Source organism: Gardnerella vaginalis (genome assembly GCF_001546455.1).
Classification (GTDB): domain Bacteria; phylum Actinomycetota; class Actinomycetes; order Actinomycetales; family Bifidobacteriaceae; genus Bifidobacterium; species Bifidobacterium vaginale_B.
In genome coordinates, this window is record NZ_KQ956810.1 from 1 (window position 1) to 23128 (window position 23128).

6 protein-coding genes and 1 pseudogene are annotated in these 23128 nt (G+C 41.9%); all 7 read right to left on the reverse strand.

The features are described from left to right. Window positions 1-65: 65 nt before the first annotated feature. The 7 genes and pseudogenes from HMPREF3216_RS01055 to HMPREF3216_RS01085 all read right to left on the reverse strand — a co-directional run bounded on the left by HMPREF3216_RS01055 (window position 66) and on the right by HMPREF3216_RS01085 (window position 22530). Complete coding sequence (locus HMPREF3216_RS01055) at window positions 66-746, reverse strand: GNAT family N-acetyltransferase (RefSeq protein ID WP_060786549.1); 681 nt, start codon at window positions 744-746, stop codon at window positions 66-68. Window positions 747-824: 78 nt separating this feature from the next. Next, window positions 825-5177, reverse strand: a complete 4353-nt coding sequence (locus HMPREF3216_RS01060) for an ATP-dependent DNA helicase (protein WP_060786550.1) — start codon at window positions 5175-5177, stop codon at window positions 825-827. Beyond that, window positions 5167-10131, reverse strand: a complete 4965-nt coding sequence (locus HMPREF3216_RS01065; protein WP_060786551.1) for a PD-(D/E)XK nuclease family protein — start codon at window positions 10129-10131, stop codon at window positions 5167-5169. Before HMPREF3216_RS01065 ends, HMPREF3216_RS01060 begins: the two co-directional genes overlap by 11 nt. Before the next feature lie 309 nt (window positions 10132-10440). Further along, window positions 10441-11229, reverse strand: coding sequence for a hypothetical protein (locus HMPREF3216_RS01070; RefSeq protein WP_060786552.1), 789 nt, complete (start codon window positions 11227-11229; stop codon window positions 10441-10443). Window positions 11230-11494: 265 nt separating this feature from the next. Beyond that, the gene (locus HMPREF3216_RS01075) at window positions 11495-19483 is read right to left on the reverse strand and encodes a hypothetical protein (protein ID WP_060786553.1); all 7989 of its coding nucleotides are present in this window, start codon (window positions 19481-19483) and stop codon (window positions 11495-11497) included. 114 nt (window positions 19484-19597) lie between these two features. Further along, window positions 19598-20515 (reverse strand): annotated as a pseudogene (locus tag HMPREF3216_RS01080) (class C sortase); the annotation flags it as partial. Between the two features lie 209 nt (window positions 20516-20724). Then, entirely contained in the window at window positions 20725-22530 is a 1806-nt protein-coding gene (locus tag HMPREF3216_RS01085) for a SpaH/EbpB family LPXTG-anchored major pilin (protein WP_060786554.1), read from the reverse strand. Between the last annotated feature and the right edge of the window lie 598 nt (window positions 22531-23128).

A 23128-nucleotide genomic window follows, 5' to 3' on the forward strand; every position in this document is an offset into this window, starting at 1 on the left:
GAGAGAAATACTCAAACCTCGCGCAATACCAAGTAAAGACGTGAGCGAGGTCTAAGCGCAGTTAATCAGCGCGACTGATGCGTGCGTCTGGTGCGGTTTACAAACGGCTCGCCCGAGTATATGTACAAATCCTCAACAAGGTCTTTTACGCGATCCGCATACTTTTCGTGATCTTTTTTAGCCCACGTAGCATCTCGCCTAAGCCCGTGATAATCGTAGAAACTAACATCGCAAGCTGTATCTGTGTGCAAAAAGTAGCGGTTCACTCCGCGGCTGCGCAAATGTTGCATTGTGCGCTTCCACAATCCGCCGCCAACTCCGTGCCCGCGAGCATCTGGAGAAACAATAAAAAGCTCCAACTCTGCCTGAGTCAAGTCGTTAATATGGCTCATCGCCTCTAACTTGCGCTCAATCTGCCCCATGCCAATCGCAGAATCCAACGCTTTTGCATGCAAAGAATCGCCTTTGCTAGACATCTTTGCCTCTTGCTCTTCTAGCATCTTCTGCACTTGCTTAAACAGCACTTTATCTCCATGCACGCGCGCAAGCAGCAGCCCCATAAATTTGCCGTTTATTGTTGCAACAGTTCCAAACGTGGAAGGCTCCAAATAGTGAAGCACAAATCGCCTAGAAAGATTGCGCGAAGCGTCTGCTCCAACAGCGTGCGCAATACCCCATGTGCGCTCGTATTCTTCTACGATTGCGTCAATGTCGTTAATTTTAACTGGCCGAAACTCAACCGTCATTTTGTCCTTCTTTTACTTTTACCAATTACCAACTTAAATCGGCTATGTTCTACTTTTAGATTATCAAAAACGCTGATTTTAAAAAGATGCCTCACTCAAAATCTCGTCGCGCGTTTTACACAACGCGTGTATCTCGCGATTTTCCGCACGCGCCTCACTAACGTAGTAAAGAGTGGCGTCAATGCAGCTTAAATCAACGTTTGTAGCACGCGCAAGCAGCAGCCTATACCAGTCAAGCTGTTCCAGTTTTAGCTGAATATCTTCCGCGCTTTTTGGCCGCTTTCCCGTCTTCCAATCAACGATTGTGTAGAGTTTCGATTCGTCGTTAGCGTCTAATCCTCCTGCAAAAACAGCATCCAAAGTTCCGTTGATTATTCTATTTTCAAACTGCGTATTATCGATATTATCGATATTATCGATTTGCATTAAAATCGGCATTTCTGCAGCAAGCGGCACTCGTTTTGCCCAACGCGATTCTATAAGCCGTTGCTTCCATTCATCTAGTTGAGCGTCTTGAGATTTAACCAAACCCTTAGCAAAGTCCGCATTCTTGCGACTTTGATTAAACTCGTAAAGCAAATCTTTGCGATCTTGAGGAACAAATTGCTCATCTAACAAAGTTCCGTTTTTTACAATTGACTGCCAATTAGCACACTCGGATGCACTAGAAGGCACTGCAGAGTCTACAAATTGTTGCGCCCAAGCGTGGAACATGGTTCCTAAGGATGCATCAATCGATTGCGTTGAAGGGATTGGGCGAATGCACGCCAACAGATTGTTGTAAACTCGATTGTTTGCGCGCGCGCTAGCGTTTGCGTTTGCGGAATTTGCAGCAGGCTCAACTCTACTTATTTTTTGCAACGACGTTACGTTAAGCCTAGATCCGTTGGAAATCTTTTCCACCTTTTTGGCCAAATCTTCTAGGGAATAATCGCCAGTATTTTGCGCAGTTAAATCGACATCTTGAACAAACGCTTTTGCGCGGTAGTAAAGGGATTTTTGATGTGATATTAATGAAGATTCGCCACTAAAATCGCCATTTAAATCGCCAGAATCACCTGCAAAATCGCCATTAAGCACTTCGCTTTCAACAAGTTTGGCAGATTCTCTAAGAGCGTTCTGCACATTTTCGCTCGAGGCACAAGGCCATTCAAGCACGGGTTCTTTAGCGCACGAATCGCCTGGAACGGCGACTTTTCCAAACTCCCCCGCAAAATCGCCTGCAAAATCGCCTGCAATAAAGCCAAAAGCGTCTTCATCAGAATCACCAGAATCCGCAGAATCCGCAGAATCCGCAGAATCACCAGCATTTTCCGCCTTGCATCTTTTAACTTCAATCGCACCGTTAAGCGACTTTACAGCCTCCATCGACTCCTTAAGAAACACCGAAGCCGCGCGCTTTCGCCCATTTTCGCCCGAATCTCCCGAAGTTGCCGAGCCAGTTAAAAGCGCTGCAAACTTTGCGCGCGTAAGAGCCACGTACATAAGGTGACGCTCGTCCATGTGAAGCTGGATTCCGCGCTCCTCGCTTTGCAAAAATGGCATAGAATCAACACTTCGCTGGGATTTATACGCATTATACACACGGCGCGTTTCTTCGCTCAAAAAATCGCCAGCATCCGCAGAATCGCCAGCATCCGCCTCTTGAACAGCCTGCGCAAAATCGCGCAAAGCCTTGATTCTGTTGGGCTTAACCTCGTCAAAGATCTTTTGCACACTATCTAAATCTTGCATTGCTTTTGCTGGGTGCATTGCCTCGCCGCGCGTTACTGTATGCGGAAAATGCGGCAAAATGTTGGCATCCACGCGCAAAGCCGTAGGCACGCTTGCTGCAAACTCAATCGGTATGCGAGCGCTGGCCTGCCCATTATCATCAATCTTTAGCGAATCTCCTTGATTGCTTGGAAAAGCACCCTCGTTTAGCCCAACTACAGCAACGGCTGGCCACTGCAAACCCTTTGATTGATGAACCGTCATTAAAACAACCTGCGCACTATCGGCATCCGCACCCAATCCAGATGCTACAGAGCCAGAGCCCGCCTGCGAATCCAGATTTTTTGCCGAATCAATCCAGCTGATTAGTCCACGCAAACTAACATCTTGCCAGTCGCCCATTTCTTGCACATACGTTTCTACAATCGCGTTTAGCGAATCAAGTACGCTATGCATATCGTTAAGCATTGTTTGATTGCTAAAATCCTTGTATTTTAAGGCCGCACCAACAGCAGTGTCAATGTCTACGTTAAGAGCCTCCACAGCCGATTGCATAACGCTTGTTAGCGAATTTCTTTGCACGCGATCAACTTTATTTAGGATTTTGCTAAGACGACCTACGGCGGCAAATGCGGGAGCGCTCAACTTTTCGCGCATCTGACGAACCCAATAATCGCCAGAATCGCCAGCAGCCGAAGAATCGCCAGCAGCCGCGCCAGACGAATCGCCAGCAACCGCAGACTTACCGGAATCGCCACTCGCGCCAAAATCGCGCATAATCAAATCCGCTAAATAAAATCCGCCATAAATATTTATAACCTGCCCAGATATTTCCCCACTATTTGCCTTGTTTCTAAGATTTCGAACGGCCAAATCCCACTGGCTTCTAGGCAATCCCGCCTCAACTAGACCAGCCGCCGCATAAACGTTGTAAAGATATTCCGTATTCGCACTATTTGCGATTGCTGCCAACGCGCCCAAATCCGCAGTAGATAGCGCAAAACGCGCAGTGGCAAGAAGGCGCATAAGCGAATTGGAATCACTGTGGTCTTGAACCACTCTTAGCAAGCTCAAAACATCTTTAACGGCAGGCTTTTCAATAAGCGAAGAGTAGCCCACTATGCTTGTGCGAATCCCTGCAGCCTCTAGTTTTTCCGCATATTTTGGCATGTTTGCTTTACTTCTAAACAGAATTGCAAGCTGCGGTTCGAGCGGATTTTCGCCATATTTTTCAACGATTTTTTTAGCAAATCGCACAACGGCGTCAATCTCTTCGCCCTGACTTGGCATAAACAAAGCCGCAACCGTGCCATTTGACGCATCCTCTTTTGGCTTTAAAGTTTCCACTTGCACTTCGTGGTCGTCAATGCTGCTAAATCGCTGACTTGCGATTTGCGTTGAATTATCGCCATTTTCCGCACGCATCGGCTCGGTTAGCGCGTTTGCAACTTTTAGTATAAACAGCGAATTTCTGCGCGTAACAGTTAGCGAATACTTGTTTTGCGCGCTTATGTTAAAGTCTTGTTCAAACTTACAAAAAGCTCCAGTTGAAGCGCCTCTAAACGAGTAGATTGCTTGGAACGGGTCGCCCACTGCCATAACGCGCGTGCGCTTTGCCGCTATCGAAGCATCGCCATAAAACAGCGTATTTATAAGCATTGCTTGCGTTGTAGAAGTATCTTGATACTCGTCTAAAAGAACTTGCGAATATTGATTCCTGTATTGCGCGCAAATCGAAGGAAAATGCGTAACCAAATAATAAGCTGCAATCGTAAAATCGCTAAATTGCGCCATGTTTACACGCTTTTTTTCGGCGTCAAATTGCAAAACAAGGTCTAGCAGAATGTCTCGTTTTAGGCACGCGTTGTATAGATTTATGCAAAACTGCAAGCACGAATCATCCCAATATTTTTCATAATTTTTACACGCAGTCTTAAATTTTTCCGCAGACGCTTTCGCCACGTCCGCTTCGCTCATTCCAGCTGTTTTTTTGACTTTTTTGTATTTTGGAATCGCTGGAGCTTTTGCGCTTAATGGCGATTCTACTTTTTTATCTCCAATAACATTTTTTAAATGATTTGCAAACTCGTTATTCCACTCGCGTATTTTTTGAACAGCTTGAGGAACGCTTGAGCACGTTGCGCCTTCGCTATCTACTCCAATCATCGAGCACGATATTTCGGCACAAAGATTAATAACATCAGCACACAAAGTGTCAAAATCATACAACTTGCTTAAATTTTTAGCGTGATTTTGAGGATTATCCAAATATTTTCCGATTATACTTTTTATGATTTCCATCGCGCCAGCGTCGCTTAATGGCATTGTGCTTTGATTAAAGCCAACCAAAAGCCCGTATCTTCTTACGATTGATTGAAAGAACGCGTCGTACGTCATAACTTCTGGCTTTAAGAATGACTTTGCGCCGCTTGCGCCATTTGCGCCATTTGCACCGCTTGCACTAACCTCCGCCGAAACGCGACTTAGCAATTCCGCCGCCGCCTTGTTTGTAAAAGTTAATCCCAATATGGATTCTGGCGGAACTTTGCTTTTAATTAAGTGTATTACGCGGCGAGTCATGGTGTATGTTTTGCCGCTGCCAGCTCCCGCAACTATAAGCACGTCTTGATTAATCGGAGCTTCTATAACGTTTTTTTGCTCTAAACTTGGAGCGCTGCTAGACGCAGATTTTACGGCCGCTGTGTTCTTATTGCTCATTTTTACCCTCAATCATCTCGTAAACCGTATCAACCTTTCCAGCGCAGCCAGGGCAAATGTTTAAACACCTGCAATAGCTCTTATGATCCGCCTTTGGCTCAACAGCAAAACTGGTTGACTTAACAGCAGCTGCAGCAAAAAACACGCGTGAAATCATCATAAGTGACCATTTTGCACGCATTGGCAAGCTTACAAAATCCTCCCACGCAGACTGACTTACGCCTTGCGCAGGATTTTGAGCATCAATATTTGGAAGATCGTAAAGGCGATTATTGCTGGCATACTTGTAACGGCTTGTAATCTCACTAGCGCTTAGCGCCCCATTAGCGTCGAATAGCGAAGGCTGGCAAATGTTTTCCGCAACGCCATTATCTTGCGCAGGAGAATCCTTGTAAACAACGTGGAACAACGCGCTACGCTCAATCTTTGTGTGTTTAAACTTTAGAAGCTGCTTAACTTCTTCAACATTTTCGGAGCAAAAAACAATACCAAGCTGATAGCAAATAAGCTGCAAATCATTAAAAACTTGCTGTGTTTTAGGAACTTTTCCTGTTTTATAGTCGATTAGGCGAATTTGTTGCGTGTTGTCGTTTAACTTTCTAACTTCCATGCGGTCGATTCGCCCCTGGATTCTAACGCGCAAATCGCATGAGCCGCCATTAGGCCATCCGCCTACCAAAAATCCCATTATTGAATAAAGATCTTCCATGCTTATTTGCGATTTAGCCGCGCGATTGTAGGCGTTTAGAATATCGCTAAAACCAAACGTGGCGTTTATTGGGCACTCGCAATAAGCTTCCTCGAGGCTTCCCAAAGGAACGTCTGCAATAGTCGGCTTTGCCGTTTTTGACTTTTCTGGCGCAGGCAGAATCTTTGTTACAACACCATCTTCATTTTTTTGCGCCAAAATCGGGTAATTTTGCCCAGTCAGCGATCCTACAAAATATTGAGCAATCGTGTAAAGCGCGCGGCGAACATTTAGATCGTTTTTTATAAAACGATAGCGGTCTTTTACGCTAGAAATACTAGAATCACTCGGGCAAATCGAATAATAATGCTCAATCATCTTATCTGCAACGTCATCAATCGCATTTTTTTGCAAAGCACTAAACGAATCAAACGAAAAGTCAAAGTCCTTAAATTCCGCTGTGTGGGCGCTAGCAAACCCGCTAACAAACGCCTGAAGCTGTGGGTATTTTTTGCGCAAATACTCGTTGTCTAGATGCTCATCTTGACTTGCCCATCTGGCGGTTTCGTGAATAAGCGTTCCAAATTTCGCCGCTGTGCTGCCTACGGTAGGTCCAGCAAATTTGCGTTCCAAAAGGCAGCATACTGGGCAGGACCAAAGGCTATCTACCATTGATGGAGATAGCGTTACAAGGTTTTGATTAGTGAGGTTTTGATTAGTGGAGGATTTTCTGGAAGATTGCGCGGTTACTTGCGATTCGTCTGGCGATTCTTTGGTTGCTTGCGATTCGTCTGGCGAGGCTGAATCAACCGCAGAATCAGCCACAGAATCAGCCACAGAATCGTAATTTTTCCGCATAAAATCCCAATTATCTGGATTTGCTGCATCAACTCCGTTGCTTTTTAAAAGATTCAACGCCGCTAATGCATCTTTAACAGTATGGTTTTCCGCCAAATCACCGCTGTTTTGCAATCCGCACACAGCACGCGCAAGCGCGATTCTAGATGCGCAAACAAGACCTCTTGCGTCTGCATCAACCGCTGCAAAATCGCCAGCAGCCTCGCCAGCAGCCTCGCCACAAAAATCGGTGTAATCACAACTTCCGTCTTGATTTCTCCAATAAATCTCTGGCAAATAATAGTACAAAAAGTCCGAAGGAACGCAATCTTCGCTATTCACCGCGCTAATGCAAAGATGCTTTCTAGCGCGCGTAATTGCCATTAACAGGCTTCGCTGTTCGCCAGCAAAAATCGCCTGCTTATCGCTTACACAAATACCATTAGGATTTTTATCAGACGAATCTAAAATGTACGCCATATCGCTAATATCGCAGCTTTCAGATTTACCTCTGCTATCGCCAGCATCGCCACTTCCGCTACTATCGCCACTTAGAATCCTGCTATTTAACACAATGTCAACCAGTGTTTCCGCACCAAACATAGTGCTTCTAGCTGCAGTATTTGGCCAAACTCGCTGCTGAACCGCTGGAATCCACACGTAATCCCACGTTCTTCCAACCGAGCCAGAAGGTGTTGTAAGAGTAACGGCATCTGGAAGAGGAGCCACGCTTGCAAGCGAATCCGCTTCGATTTCCATTTGACGAACCTGATCAATAAACTCGGCAATCGTCGGAGCGGCCGAGACTCCATTAGGCGTCTGCTGGCCTTGCGCGCTTGTAGACAAAAACGAGTTCGCATACTCAAAAAGCCTCATTGCAGCATCTAGCCTATCGTTTGCAGCGCGGCCCTCGTCATTGTTGCTAAGCGCTTGAATTTGCCACTTTTTAGCGCAATTGCAAAGGTTCCAAGCCTTGCCTAAAACGTAGCTAGCCTGATTTTCTCCGCTGTTTTTAACTTTTGCAAGGTTACGTTTTAGGTCTTTAGAAAGTCTTAGCACAATATTAAACACGCGCATCAACGCACGCATATGAACACTGTTTGGCGTCATTTTTTGCAAAACAGAAAAAATTTCTGCAGATTTTGCGGCTTCAGTCTCTTCGCTTTCTAAATCGCCAGAATCCGCAGAATCGCCAGAATCCGCACAGCAACCGTCAATAAGCGCCTTAAGAATCAAAATGTAGCACGACTCAACGCTAAATTGCGTACTGTTTGCGTTTGGTTGCGCGTTAAAAACGCGATTATCAACCGTAAAATCAGCTCCAGCATTCACAGCCTTTTCGCCGCTGGCACTTAAAAGTCGATTACTAAGCGCTTGCCACTGCTCTATAAGACCGCGTAATGGCGAATTTGCGCCATTTGCGTTTTCGCCTAAAATCACTTCGCTAAGAGAGCAGATTGAGCGCATAAGCGAATCAATAGCCGCCAAATCCGCGCAATTGTAATCGCCAGAATCCACAAGCGGGCTTTCCATTACGGTTTTTATTCTAGAGCGAACAAAATGCGCAATCGAGTAAAGCGTATAATCCCCCAAAATCACGCTTTTTGCTAAGTCGTCAACGCTTTTTTGGCTAAATTGCGCCAACTCAATAATCGCAAATAGCGCTTTTACAAACGGCTCGTCTCTAAGCGCGCGCGTAACGGATGAATATTTAACTGGCACGCCGTCTTTTCTAAGCCGCTCGCCAAATGCGCGAACTGTTGCGTTATCGTGCGCAATTAAAGCCATATTTTTCCAAGGAATCTTGTTGTCTAGATGAGCGCGTTTTATTTGCCAAATAACGCAATCCATCTCTTGGCTAGGAGTTCTGTACAAATCGCCAGAAACCGAAGAATTTTCTGTTTTTTGCGAATTTAATTCGATTTTTTCTATAGGAAAAGCCCCTTGAATATTGGCCATTTTCCAAGCCCTGCGGGTCATTGGCGTTTGCGTTGGCATAAGCGAAGCAATCGAAAGCGAAACGCGTGCAGAAAAAAGATTTAGCGCAATTGAGCGATTAGAATGGTTTAGAAAATCAGGGATATTGCGTGATTCTTGGCGCTTTACATCTTGCGACGCCTGTTTTGCAAAATCTTCGCCAAATCCTTCGACTTTATAATCGCAAATCTTAGAAACAGCAGCTTGCATAACGCCATTTTGCGCTGATTCAACAACGTAATCTGGGTACGATCCGCGGAAGGATTGCACGGATTCGTCGGGATTTGCCGTTAAAACAATCCGCACACCCAAGCGCGCTAACGACTCAAGAAAAGCCAAGCCAGCAAGCGTTACATCGTGAAAATCGTCAACAACCAGCATGCGCGGAAGGAAGAGTTTAAGAGCATAAAACTCAAGGGAAGAATCGCAAGCCACCGAAGATTCATTAGCACTATTGCAATGTAAATTATTAAAAATATTGTTTAAAATTTGAACGCCACTTGCCAAAAGCCTAGAAGAATCAAGCCTAAAAGCGTTTGGATACTTTTTGTGTACACAATCGGCGTACTCGCGGCGAAGAGCAAAAGCCAAATTCCATTGAGTTCTAAGGCGGGCCACAATGCTGGAAGATACAAAATCCGACTGAACATTAAGACGCGAGTCCAAGCTGTTCAGCATATTTGATTCTGCAGAATCGCTTACAATGCCCATCTCGTCTAAGCGCGCAAGCATATCTCGAAGTTGGTGGATAAAAGCGCTATTTACCAAAAAATCGTTAGAATTAGGCGATTCCTCTCTATTTTGCGCGTCTTGTAATTTAGAAATTGTGTAAATCCAAGAATCTTTGGATGCAGAATCCAGTGAAGAATCTTTAGATAGAGAATCTTTAGATAGAGAATCTTTAGAATAGTCGCTAGCAAAATACTCGCTAAAAAGAGCGCAAACTCGGCAATTGCCACTATCGCCTTGCAAAACGTGATTAACGTGTACACGCACAACTTCGCGAAGAAGCGCGTCTTGCTCAGCGCCATTAAGCAACTTAGGCAAAGGCATGCCAAAAAGCTTGTTTCTGGCGGAAATAATACTAAACGCAAGCGCAGAAAGTGTGCCGACTGGGCGCGACTGATGAGAAACACCCAAGTTCTGAATCACGTAATCCGACATACGCGCGGCGGTGGTGCGATTTTGGGCGGCGGCAACGGCAAGATCACTGCGAATAGCGGTTTTTAGCAAAAGCTGCGCAGCGCGATTATTGAGCGAGCAAGGCGAACCAGCTGCCGCGCTCCAATCAAAACGCAAACCCAAAAGCAATGCGCTAAGCGCGAAGCTTGACTTGCCAGCGTTTGGCGCTCCAAAAACAAGCAAAACATTAGTGTTGCGTCCATGCGCGTTTTTAAGAGTGCCATTTAGCAACGACTGAACGGCAGCCAGCGCAGATTCTTCCGTACACATAAACACAATTCTATCAACTGGCGCGAGTTTGTATGTAACCTTGTAGTGCGTTTGTACCAAAAATGCCCAAATTAGATACAATCACACTACAAGGCAGGTCGTGTCGTTCGCGCGGTCTAAGCGCGCGAACGTCTTCGCAGCGCAGAAGCAGTGCTTCTGCGCTGAGCTGCTCAGCACGCCAAATTGCCTTCGCGCGCTACGCTTTAAGCGCTCCGGCAGGTTGGCGCGCCCAGGTTTGTTTATTTTTGCCCACGTTTGTTTACGTTTTGGCCAATTTTGGAAACAAACGCGGAAAGTCGTTCGCGCGGTCTAAGCGCGCGAGCGCAGATAATCCGCGCGAGCGTTTTTAATCGCAAGAAATGCTTTTCCAATGCCAATAAAAATCAGCGTAAAAATCACAAGCAAATAAACAACGCCCACTCCAAGTGTGGTGGAATTAAATGTGTTTGGCGCAAATCCAAACCACCCAGCAGGAGCCTTGTAGTTCAAAAAATTGTACGGCGCCGGCATAGCATGATCCCCCCAACGCAATCCCAAAAACTCGCTTAGCGCAACAGCATACGCAACGTAGCTAAGCGGCGGAATCGTAGCAAAATAAACGTGCGCGCGGCTGGACTTGTACTTGTAATCAAAAAGAATAAAGTCAAAAATCGCAAGCAACGGCGTTATAAAATGCACGCATAAGCTTGAGCAGCCATTGTTCATGTACGCGCCAACAAATCCGAGCTTATTTGTAGGAGCCAAGAAGCAAAGGTACAGCGTAAAAGTGACGGCGATTGAAATCGTCATCATAAATTTAAAAACGTACCATGCGTTTGGCTTTGAATCTACCCAGCCGCCAGCGCGCTCAGCATGTACACCCTGCTCAGCATGCACACCCTGCTCATCGCTTTTAGGCTTAAGCGCACTTCGCGTGTCTAAAATCAGCGAGCCGAGCAGCGCCGCACAAATCATCAAGTTAGAAAGATTCGTAAAATACGTTAGCGCCATTGAATCCCAAGACATTGCCATTCCGTAAATGGACGAAACTATTGCAATAACTCGAATTATGGTTCTTGTAACGTAATCTTTGCGCGTTAGGACTAGTGTTTCGCTCATTCTTATCTCGCTTTCAAATAAGTTTTAATTCTTCTTTATGTTCTTCGATTATTTATGTTCTTCGATTTTTCACATAAACATGTTTCGTTTTACATAAATAAGATTTACTATACTTGACTCCAATCTAGAAATAGCAAAACGTGCAAAATTCAATGGCGATTTTTGTATATATTGTCAAATATATTGCACCATATTGCACCATATTGCTAATTATCTGCGATTAAATCCGATACATGCAAATCCTAAGTATTGCAATACTTATTACCTAAGACTTGCAATGCTTGCTTCGCAACATAGAACGCTTACCAAATCCGCTCGCACTAAGCACAGAGGAAAGCCAACCGCTCCTTCCAAAACCACCAGACGCAATAAATAGCGCTAAGAGCACACCAAACATAAACGTGTACATAACAGCAGCTTGCCCACCAGTAAACGGTAGTGCAACAGGACTTACATTTACGCCTGTAATCTTAACGTAGCCAATGATCGCTTTCTTATCATCTTTTCCAGCATTATAGTGTTCGCTCTCATTGTCTGATTTATCTTTTGTCTGCGCGTATACTGCGTAAACAGCCGTATTGCCATGAGTGACAAGCATCTGCTGCAGTTTGTCAGCATCTACACTTGCGTTGCCGTTGGTATCGCGCTTCAAAATAGGCGTGCAATCTTTATCTTGAGGCATGTTATTGTTCATCCAACGCACGCATACTTGAAGATTCTTCTCAACTACGTCTCGAGAATCAAAATCATCGCTAGCATCTACTAACAATTCTTTGCCATTCACTTTGCCGTTATTATCTGGATTACCCGTGAAAGTGAACTTAATATCGTTAGCAGTAACCTCGTAAGGCTTATCCATAGTCGAAGATTTAAGTGGACCTTTAGAGATCGCTTCAGGCTTCACATTATCTACAGGCACAACATACACTGGAATAATCGACTGCGCTCCAGCAATATCACTAAAGTCAGATTTTGCTTCATACCCGTATAAGTCCACTAAACTGTTTCTAGCGTATTTATTGGAAAGCGAAAGTACGTAACGCGGCGAAGAATGATTTGTATCGTTTACAAATTTTATTCCATCAACACCACCCAAAGCATTATCGATCGTAAATGCAGATGAGTACACATTTTTATTACCCCATTTTTCAAACTCTGCTGGTTTAGGAGCCATTTTTGCATACTTATCTCCAAGCACAGTACTACTCATTCCATTACCTGTGTAGCCTATTTGCCTGCTATTTCCACCACCATAATTTCCGTTTGCTGCAACCAAATCTGGCACATTCGTAAACTCATCTTTTAGAGTAAAACAATCAGAAAGCTTAAAATCATTTCTTCTACTTTCTGCATCTTCCTTATCTGTACCCTTAATTTCGCGCAACGTTGGCTGCTTTTCGCGGAAAGCCTTTTCCACAGCAGCAAGACTTTCTCCGCTCTTGTTTTTAGACTCTTTTTTAAGATCTACTGGAACAAAACTTAAAGCATTTTGCAAAGCTCCAAGCCCAATTGTTCCCTTGCTGCTAGCATTGTATCGGTACACAAGCGATTGATGACCAGGCTCGCCAACAAGCGCAAATCCTGGGTCGTCTTTTCTATTAAGAACGTATGGCTTAGCTGTATCCCATGTAATCTCGTAGTCCGCTTTAACGTCAATACTCTTACCAGCTTTATTCTTGGCTTTAGCTTCACGAAGAGCAGCAAACCTTGTTACATGATAATACCTTGGAGCTGGAGTTACTTTTCGGCTTCTCCATCCTCGCGTTAGAACAAACGAATCCTGCTTATTCCCCGCTTTGTAATCAGGTTTTTTATCTTCTGGATTTGCACTAGAAAGATATGCAGATCTAATCCACGTAACTTTGGCTTGATTGTAGCCCAATCGTTCTAGATTGTCTTCGTTTGAAACATCCTCATCTTGCTGCGTTCTGGCGAACAAAACATTATTTTCTTCCGACTCTATGGAATCTTCGCTGCTAGACTCGTCGTTCCATATTGGTATAGAGTTTGCTTCGCGAAGAACTTTTCGCACAGCACTTTTTTCTGGATTTGTTAGCAAAAGTGGATGTGCTTGCACTACCTTGCGATTAACGTTTACTGAGAAGAATACGCAATCCGAAGGAGCGTTCCTTCTTGTGTCTCCGCTCTTTTCACCGCATACAGTAGAACGATCAACTTTTGGATCACTGATTACAGAAATAACGTTTTGCAAGTCGTCTTCTTTTAATACATCAGCTTCTGTTTTTGCACTTGGACTAATCGCATTAGCAGCCTGCGCGCCATTTTTTACAAAATATTTTCCAAATTCAGTGTCTTTATCTTCTGGGAAGCTATCAAAATCAAACTCTTTATTGTTATTTTGACTATTATTATTTTGACTATTATTTGCAGATCCACCAGAATTTCCGCCATTACTAGCCGCACCACGATTAGATCTAAATGAAGCATCTACGTTAATAATTCCAGGCATAGTAGTCCACTCGCCATACTTGTAACGACTGCGAGCGCGAACCACACTTCCCGGCGCTAATTGATTCTGCTTAAATTTAACTTCACCTGTTTTAGCGTCTATTTTTTCAACTTCTTTAGGCAAATTGGAATTACGCTCACCCGATTCGTAGCCTTCACAAACCTTCCACGATCCATTATTTTTTCCACCTGCACTCTTGCATATAGCAAAAACATGACCGAACTGCTTAACTTTTGCGTTAGGCTTTAAATCATCTAAAGTATTGTAGTAAATTGCAGTACGAGACGCGGATGGATCCGTTTTAACAACAACCGAATTATTGTAATTATTGTTAGAATCTGTAACCGCGCTCGCGCTATCGTGCAGCCACACGTTTTCACCAGATACTCTATTTTCATGATTTCCGTCGTATGCTATAACTTTCGGAGCTACAGCAGGCTGCCATTTAATCTTAAAGCAGCCCACAGCAGTTTCGTCACTTTTATTACCAGACTCGTCTTCGATTTGCGCAATCAGTTTAAATGTTGTTGCAGTCGCAGCATTTTTGCCACGATACTTTTGAATAAATTGCATAAGTAAGTTATTCTTAACAACGCCATTTTTTACAAACTGCGCACGAATTGGCTTATTATTACTATCTTTTAGCCCTTCTGCCTCAACATATATAGACAGTGTTCTTTTAAGAACATCGTTGTTTTCGCCGTTAGACTTATTAAAATCGTCGTCAAACTTCAACAATTCAGCAATATTAAATAAGCCATTACTATTTTTAAAATCTTTACCATCTTCATCGAGTGTTACTGGATTAGCGCATGAAGAGCCATTGCATTTACCAAGCCACGTTTTGTTAGACTTTGGTGAAATGGTTGGCTTATTCAAATCCACTGGTACGAAGATAACGTTAATAACGTTTCGAGTGTTGTTTTTATCACCCTCGCCACGTATTTCAAGATCCTTGTTGATTTCGCCATTTACAACGTATATCTGCGATTCAAATGGGTATTGAATATACTTATTATCTTTAGTTTTACTTACGATTCCAGAATAGTGCTTCTTCTTATCTAAGCTAATGTTTACATCTTCTCCAGCTATTCGATCATTATATCCTTCGCCGCCAGCAATAAGATAAGACTGTTTTTGCACAGAATAATCTTTACTTGTAATTGGTTCATCTGGCGAAACTCGCTGTCCACCGCCTAAATCAACTAAACGAACAAGATCTGCTATATTTACCCATTCGCCATTTTTTAGCTTATATCCTTTGCCATCTCCACGATTAGGCAAACTACCGTAGCCACCATTATCGCGTTCTACGTTAGTCTTCAAAATCGCTTCTTGCCCTAAATTATTGCCTAATGGTCTAATAGAAGGCTGCGGATTATTGGCATCTACACCTTTTGGCTTTCCTTGCAATAAGTCAAGAGCCTTATTTAAATGAACATTTTGATTATTAGCAGAATTAATATTCCAACGATAAACAAAATATTGATTTCCTTGTTCAGCACTGCCTCGCATTTCGAAACCAGGATCCATATTTCTGTCTTGTAGCTTATTACTAGACCACTTCCAGTCATAATCCCTACGTATATCTACAAAACGCGTAATTTTCTTCTGTTTAGGGTCTAGTACTGTTGTAAGCGTTTGATCATCACTTGTATCTGCACCAGTTCCTGTTTTCTTTATGGCTGTAAGCTGTTTTTCTGTGCTCTTTCCATCCGCGTTATTTTTTCCATACGGATTTAGAGTTAAGCAAATCTTGTATTGCTTGTCTGAATCTTGATTGCAAGAATATTTGCCATTAGGGTCGTTTTTGCCATCCGTATAGCCATTATTCTTACCATCATTTACGAAACCAATCTCATCGCCTCGCCACTTTAAACGCTCATTTGCCAAGCGAATCCTTTGTACTAAAGCATGACGTTCGGAAGGATTAAGCTCATACGGGTTTGCTTGCACCAATCCATTTGGCCATTTTATTTCTAATGGCAGAGGGTCTGATTTTGTTCCATCTTGCGTTAAAGAACCCGTTGAGGAGCCATTTGCAATATCAACATATATTCTTGAGCCGATTTCCGCCAAATTTTCTGGTATTGTTATTTCCAAACCGCCATTCTTTTCTTCAAAACTTATGCCGCTTAATGGCGCAATCATATTTTTAAAGAATGGATTCCCATCGTTATTAACTTGCTTCCATAATTTACCTTTAGCATCTGGAACATCATTTTTAGTTAAAATAATGCCGTTGCAGAATCCAGATGTTGGGCATTTTGTATTAATGGCACTGTACTTATTGCCACTATCGTCAACAGGCTTTTTATCTCCGCGCTTCCAAATGCGCACAAACACCATCTTTACGCTTTTTGCAGAAGGCAAAAGCCTGACTTTACCATCATAGTGACCATTATCTTGTTTTTGCCACCAAACAGTTGGTTTATCGAAGCCGTCTCGAGTAACCTTTAGTTTAATTGTTTTTGACACTTCATTACCAGCATCATCCCAAGCATGGAATGTAAATTCGGGAGTTTTGCCAACGTCAGCAAGCCCTAAAGTTGCGTTTGCAGGCGTTGTATTTATATAACCCGACTGATCTGTGCGAGTGTTTTTATGATTTGTTTGGTCAAAATCACTGCTAAAGCTTATTGTTGTAAAAGCTTTGTTTAATTCTGCTATATCGTCATATTTACTACCTATACGGCCGTTTTGCTTTTTAACACCCAAAGAAACATGACGATCATCGTGACCTTGTACAAAAAACTTAATATTGCTTCCAAAAGGAACGTTTAATCCTTTTTCTGGAACGCTTTGCGCGCTACCATTGTCAATACTAACCTTAACGTCAATAGTTGGCTTTTCATCATCAATCCTAGTAAAAACAACTGGCATTAATGCTTTAGAATCATCGTAATAGATTATTTTCGCGTATTTAACGCCAACAACCATAGGCAAAACTTGAATACTATTTTCTCCACCCCTTTGAAGCATCATATACTCAACGTTGTGGTCTCCCTTACGTTCAAACGTCTTATAGCGTACAATTCCGTTTGACACAGAATCAACATAGTCATTTTTTGCTCGTTGCAAAAATCGGCTTTTTTCAACCTCTGTTAAATCGTCACCAATTCGTTTGCTATTAGAAGGAACATCGTAGAATCGCCATATATATCGCTCTGTTCCTTCAACTGGGTACGAAGAACATAGATTACTGCTATTCCCATTATTATTACTATTACTATTTCTAGTGTTCTTGCTTTTACGATCATGATTACAAGCGTTGTATGCGTCTACAACTGGCAATCTAACAGCGATTTTTGCTACAGCATCTCGCAATGTTTTAGAAGCAACGCTACCATCTTCTTTTGCCCAAGAAACATCGTATATTGCTCTAGTTTTAATGTCGTTATTAACAGCACCATTATTATCTTTAAACTTCTCAGACAATGGGTAGTAATTGTTTTTTACAGAACCATAGTCTTTTTTATTTGGGTCTGGCATCCACAATCGCGGAAAACGAGCTTTAGCTTGCTTATAAATAATGGACTTTTTGTCTGGAAAATTCACAAAATCAAAAGCTTTAAACTCTTTGCTAGTGGAATAATATTTATCAACTTGATTTGGCTGCCACTCTTGTGTTTCAAGAGGCTTAAAAACGTCTGACTGACCAATAATCTGGTAAGGAACAGGAACAGACTGACCCATTTGAAGCTTATTATTAAAATATTCCAAATTAGCGGATTGATCACCAAAAGCCGAATCTTCTGTATTAACTTTGTCTAAACCTTGATTATTGCGCCACCATAAGTTACCACGCTTATTACCGCCATTTTTGCCAATCGCAGGAGTAATAGACAGCTCAGTTCTAGCATGTATATTTGAATCAGTAGGACAATCTGTATTGTGATATTCAGAACACACTTTTTGCTCAATTGGATTTAGCAACAAGCTTCTAACTCGCAAACCATTTTTAGCTAATTCTTGACCATTATCACTGTTGAATGGGCCAGTTCCAGTTCCACGTAAGAATGAATATTTTGTCATGAACATATCAATAATGTTCGAAACGCCATACCACTGGTTGTTTAACATTCGATATCTTCGAATACCTCTAACATTTAGATTTGTTTTGTTGTATGGATCCGCTGGGCTAGCTTGGCCAGAATTATAACGATTGCCAAAATATGATCCTGCTCCATAAAATGGGTTTTTATTTTCTGAATTAGTCACATTAGATGTTGTAAAGTGAATATGATACCCGTATGGAATTCGCGTATTGCTATACACATTGTTATAAAAAGCAAATATAAGACTAGATCTATCTCTTACGGAATTTTTAAGATTGTTTATTAAAAGTGCATACGCATTATTTATACCTGGAACATCAAAATTAGGTATTTGAGGGCCATTAGTACGCTGAAAATCATTAAGAGCGCCCCATCTTGTGCTATTAACGCAATCAAAACCGTACTCTCCAGAGCAACTCGCAAAATTAATATTAGATCTTGTTTGCGCACCACCCTTATATACGCCTGTATACGAATCTCGTCCTAAGAAAAACCCTTTATCTCTTTTTGCAAAGCTAGACCACTCATTTTCAAGAGTTTGACCATCACTAATAGATCTAGTTTCAACGTTTGCACAGAAACCATTAGGATTAACCCAATCAGCTTTGCAACCTTTTATACTTTTATCATTAAATTGATAACGTCTTATATATTGATTGTATTCTCCAGTAACGGGATCTTTTTTAGAAACATCGAGTTTTTGCGTATCTGGTACCGTAAAGTAATTCCAAGCGTCTGCAGCGCCATGAATTCTAGCACCCATATTAAAAAGAACATCCCAGATGTATCCACTTCCATCTGGCTTTGGTTCTTTGCGCATAAAAACATAATCATGAACTTCGTCTACAGGAAGCGTATTAGGGCTTTGACCTTTGGCACCTACCCAGCTTCCGTTATAAGTTCCGTGGATTAAACCATCCATTGAACGCATTAAATAAGTGCCTTTAGGGTAGGGAGTAAAGTTATTGTTGTTTTCGTAATTGCCTTTAGGAACGTTCCAACGTGAAGTAATATGCCATGCGTTTTGCACATCCATATCGTAATCGTGACCAGATGATGCGCGATGACCTTGTAAATCTCCAGGAGCTGTAAAACATTCTGTACGCGCTTTATCTGCATAGCAGCCTGGACGAAATTCGCGCTTATTGCCAAATCTAGAATCATTGTTTGACGAACGGTAAGAAGGCTTTACAGAATCACGCAATGATATATTTTGTGCAGAAGAATCTTGCGCAGAAGCATATTGTGCAGATCGCAATAAATTGTTATTCAACATTTTATCCGCAATATCTTTTGCACTATTAGTAAGAATATCGTCCAAAATGTTACTAGAACGCTTGTTTAATGCAGAATGTGAGCGCGCATTTATTGAATTACGCGCAAAATCACCAATATTGTTAATCCTAGAAAACACATTGCTAGAACCGTCAACATAGTGAACGTTAGAAGAAAATGGATGCGTAAAAGACGAATCAGATGAATTAGATGAAGATGAATTAGATGAAGATAATGCTTTTGGAGCACGATTAGAATCTAAATCAGAATCATGCTTATTCTTTAATGCGCGAGGTGTGGAATTGTGCGCAGGCGTTTCCTGAGCTGCAGCAGTATTAGCTGTTAAAAGCGTTGTAAGAACAATTGATGCAGTAAGAATAAACACTAGTACGCTTTTTACAAAAGATTTAAGAGTACTACTAAACGTACTACTATCGCTAATAACTTTCATTTTCCACCTACTCGCGCACTAACGGAAGTTGCGAAGCTTTAACTTAAAATGCCCCAATTCAAAGCCAATTCCGTTAACACTATTCCTATAAATCAAATCTTTTTAAAGTTGAATCTTTTTCTTTTTCTTTTTAACTGGCAAACCAGCCCACCAAATGTAGCAAGCAACTAAGCACAAGCTAACTATGACCCCAACTACCCACCACGGAAATCGCGGAACATCTGGCTTTTTGCCTTTAAGTGCCTGATCTGCAATTGGTGTTGGCACAATCCTTTGCCCTGTAACAAGAATTCTTTGTGTGTTTATACCTAACGGAGTGCAAGTAATCAAAGTAACAAGATCTTTGCCTGGCACAGCCGCAATCTTCTTCGTCTCATCGGGATTAACAACAATTTTTTCTATAACCTTGTAAGTAAAAATCTCACCAAAAACTTCAAAAGTAAAAGTGTCGCCTTTGTTGATTTCGTCTAGCCTAGTGAACATCTCTGCACTAGCCAAGCCACGATGACCCGTAACAACGGACCTTGTTCCAGGACCGCCAACTGGAAGAGACGTTCCGCGCAAATGACCAAGACCTTTAAGAAGCGTAGAATCCTCAGTGCCGTGGTACACAGGCAAATCTAGATCTATCTTCTTTATTCGCAAGCGAGCCATAAGCCCATCATTATTTGCTTTTAGCTGCTGCCAATAATCTTGCCTATTATCTGAAGTATCTCCATGAGACGTTGGAATATTAGTATTCGCTTCGTAAATTGCACCCACCGAAAGCTTGCGATTATAGTCGCGAGCGCGTGCAAGCTGCTCGTGTGGAGCTGGCACGGCGTTGGTTATTAGCTTTGCATATTGCGCAGCCACTTCCGACATGTGGTATTGGCTTAGCCACATTGCAGCATGCGGATATAAAAGCGAAGCAAACGACGCGGTTAGCAAAATAGATGGAATTATAGAAGCTCTTGAAAACTTCCATCCGCGCTTATCTCGCCGCTTGTGCTTAATTGCAATAATGCGATTTACGAATAAAACACTAGACATATATTGTTTGTAAGTCGGTTATAAGTTGTTTGTAAGTTGTTTAGACAAATCTGCAAATCCGTAAAGATGTGAATCTGCTAATCTGCACTAATTAAAAATAATCGAGATTTAACAAGATTAGTGCAAGCATTCACAAACTATGCGATTTAACTCACGTAATTCGTGAATACTTACACGATTAATCACAAAAACAAAGACAAATCTAGGATTTATGCCTCTTCTTGCTCCTTGCGGCGGCGAGTGATGATGTAGAACATCGTGCCACCCAAGCCAACAATGCCGCAAGCTGTAAGAAGAACCAGGCCGCGAGCACCGGTCATTGGCAGTGCGCCTATAATCTGGTCGAGACCTGTTGCCTTTGCGTTTGTAATTTCCTTAGTGTTATTAGTATCTGCTTGATCTGCGGTATCCGCTTTTAAAGCAACACATTGAGGAGTTGAATTAAGCAAATAACCAGCAGGAGCCTCAGTTTCAACTAAGCAATAAAGCTTAGTAGTTACAGCCTTATTGGTTTCGTTAGAATTGTAAACAAACAATCTTACTGAATCGGAACCATGTGAATTTCCACTGGTCTTTGTTTCCAAAGTTGAATTAATCTTTGTGCTGGCAATTTCTGTATTGCCATCGCCCTTAAGCGTAAATATGCCATTGTCTTTTTTCTCAGCAGACTTAATATCGTCAACATTTTTGTTGTCTGCCGTAACCTCATACACATCAAACTTAGCGTTATTCAACGGTTTCTTATTGGCACCTTGGCCATCAGAGAACTTTTTAACTGTTAAAGTACCAAAATGGGCAGTATCTTTAGTCTTATTAGTTTGGCACTCAGGGCGTTGATCTGTTGAAGTACATGGGTTATTATCGTCACCTTTACCAGTTGTCGAATCGTCAACAAAAGTATTAGCAACATTAGTTATATCTTTAACATCTTTTGCAACTTTTGTCTTAAGCTTGACCTCAAGTTTAACAATCTTTTTATCAGTTAGATGCTTACTATACTCAGCATAAGCCTTAGCAAGGCCACCAGTTGTTTCAGTATCTGTTAGCTTAAAATAAACCAATCCATCATTATGCGTTTCGGTATAGTGAGTGTTTAAATCTAATTTAACGTCTGTAACAGTAGTGTCTTTTTGGCCATTATCTTTATAAGTTACGAGATTTGCACTTTCAATACTATCGTATGTCAAACCAGTTTCTAGCTTATCTTTAAAACCAATCTTTTCATACTTACCGCCATTCTTAGGAGCGGAAAGAGGAATCGAAATAGTCCAAGTAATAGTTGTGTTATCTGTTAAATCATTAGTACTTGGCTTGCTGGCTGTTTTAGTTGGAAGTTCATTGCTCGTATCATTCTTTGGATATACATTCACATTATAAATCCAAGAATTATCAGATTCTTTAGGAAGAGGTGTTGTTACAAAGAATGGAGCAACACGCTTGGTAATGGAAACTTTTTGATTTTCAACAGTTGCACCATTTACATCAGTTTCTTCAATGTAGTAAAGACCCATTTGGAGGTTCTCAAACTTTGCCTCGCCCTGGTCGCTGGTAGTTTTTTCTTGTTTAGTAGTTTCATCTACCTCAAACTTTTTATTACTGCCGCTTATAAATTCAGAAGCTGTATGTTTATCGCCAGCAGAAACATCACTAAGTTTCTCAAGATCTTTAATCTTTAACCAATCTTCTGGTTTTGTAAGATCAATCTCTTTTGCAGCGCCACCATCAGCAGCCTTTTGCTTTACTCTCCATAGAGTAAACTTAACGCCTTTAATAGGCTTTCTTCCTTGAAGATCAGCTACTTTTTCACCATTGCCACGCGTAGTACCTGCAGGATTATTTTCATACTTGTGAATAGTAATAGACGTTTTACCATTTTCATTAGTATCAATATTCGCAGTATTGGCTCCATCATTCTGCGCCCATGCCGCCGTGCCTGCTACGCAACAAGCACCGAGTGTGCATACAGCAGCAAACACTGCTACAGTGCGTTTTAACGAGTTCGTATTTAAACGCATACTATTCCTCTCTTTTAAAGACAATATTCCATTGCCTTTTACTGGTATGTATTGTTTATAAAAGCGAGTCACAAGTGTGTGTCGTAGCAAACCGCATACAACGCTCTACAAAATCCACAACACTTAGCTTTTAGCGCACACCAACGCGCACCAAAACCTTAAACGCTCAGATGATATTACCATAGAAAATATTGCTAAAAGTTCACTTTTTATCTAATGAAAAGCTTAATACACTAAACTCCTGATACCCCCCCCCAGGTATTAAAGCAATATCAACGTTTTTATATATTAAGATTTTTAATGCATGAAATTTTTTGTTAAAAATATCACAAAAAATTATTTATAAATCGGCGTGTCATACCCTACCTGTGTACCCTATTTTTCCTTGGAATAGAGCCTAAAAAAAATAAGATTGGGCAAAAATAAACAAACGCAGGCAAATCAAATCAAATCGCATTTTGATAGCAAAAATGTCGATTCTGCAATAAATCATCAAAATAAAATTGTCGATTTTGCAAAGAATGGCGGAATTCTTGTAATTTGCTCACGTCTTCGCTTTGTCGCTCAGGCAGGTCGTCGCGCCCGCGTTTGTTCCCTT

Bases quoted from the DNA above. Each gene is read 5' to 3' on its own strand.
- HMPREF3216_RS01055 (WP_060786549.1), bottom strand. From the start codon at position 746: ATGACGGTTGAGTTTCGGCCAGTTAAAATTAACGACATTGACGCAATC.
- HMPREF3216_RS01060 (WP_060786550.1), bottom strand. From the start codon at position 5,177: ATGAGCAATAAGAACACAGCGGCCGTAAAATCTGCGTCTAGCAGCGCT.
- HMPREF3216_RS01065 (WP_060786551.1), bottom strand. From the start codon at position 10,131: ATGTGTACGGAAGAATCTGCGCTGGCTGCCGTTCAGTCGTTGCTAAAT.
- HMPREF3216_RS01070 (WP_060786552.1), bottom strand. From the start codon at position 11,229: ATGAGCGAAACACTAGTCCTAACGCGCAAAGATTACGTTACAAGAACC.
- HMPREF3216_RS01075 (WP_060786553.1), bottom strand. From the start codon at position 19,483: ATGAAAGTTATTAGCGATAGTAGTACGTTTAGTAGTACTCTTAAATCT.
- HMPREF3216_RS01085 (WP_060786554.1), bottom strand. From the start codon at position 22,530: ATGCGTTTAAATACGAACTCGTTAAAACGCACTGTAGCAGTGTTTGCT.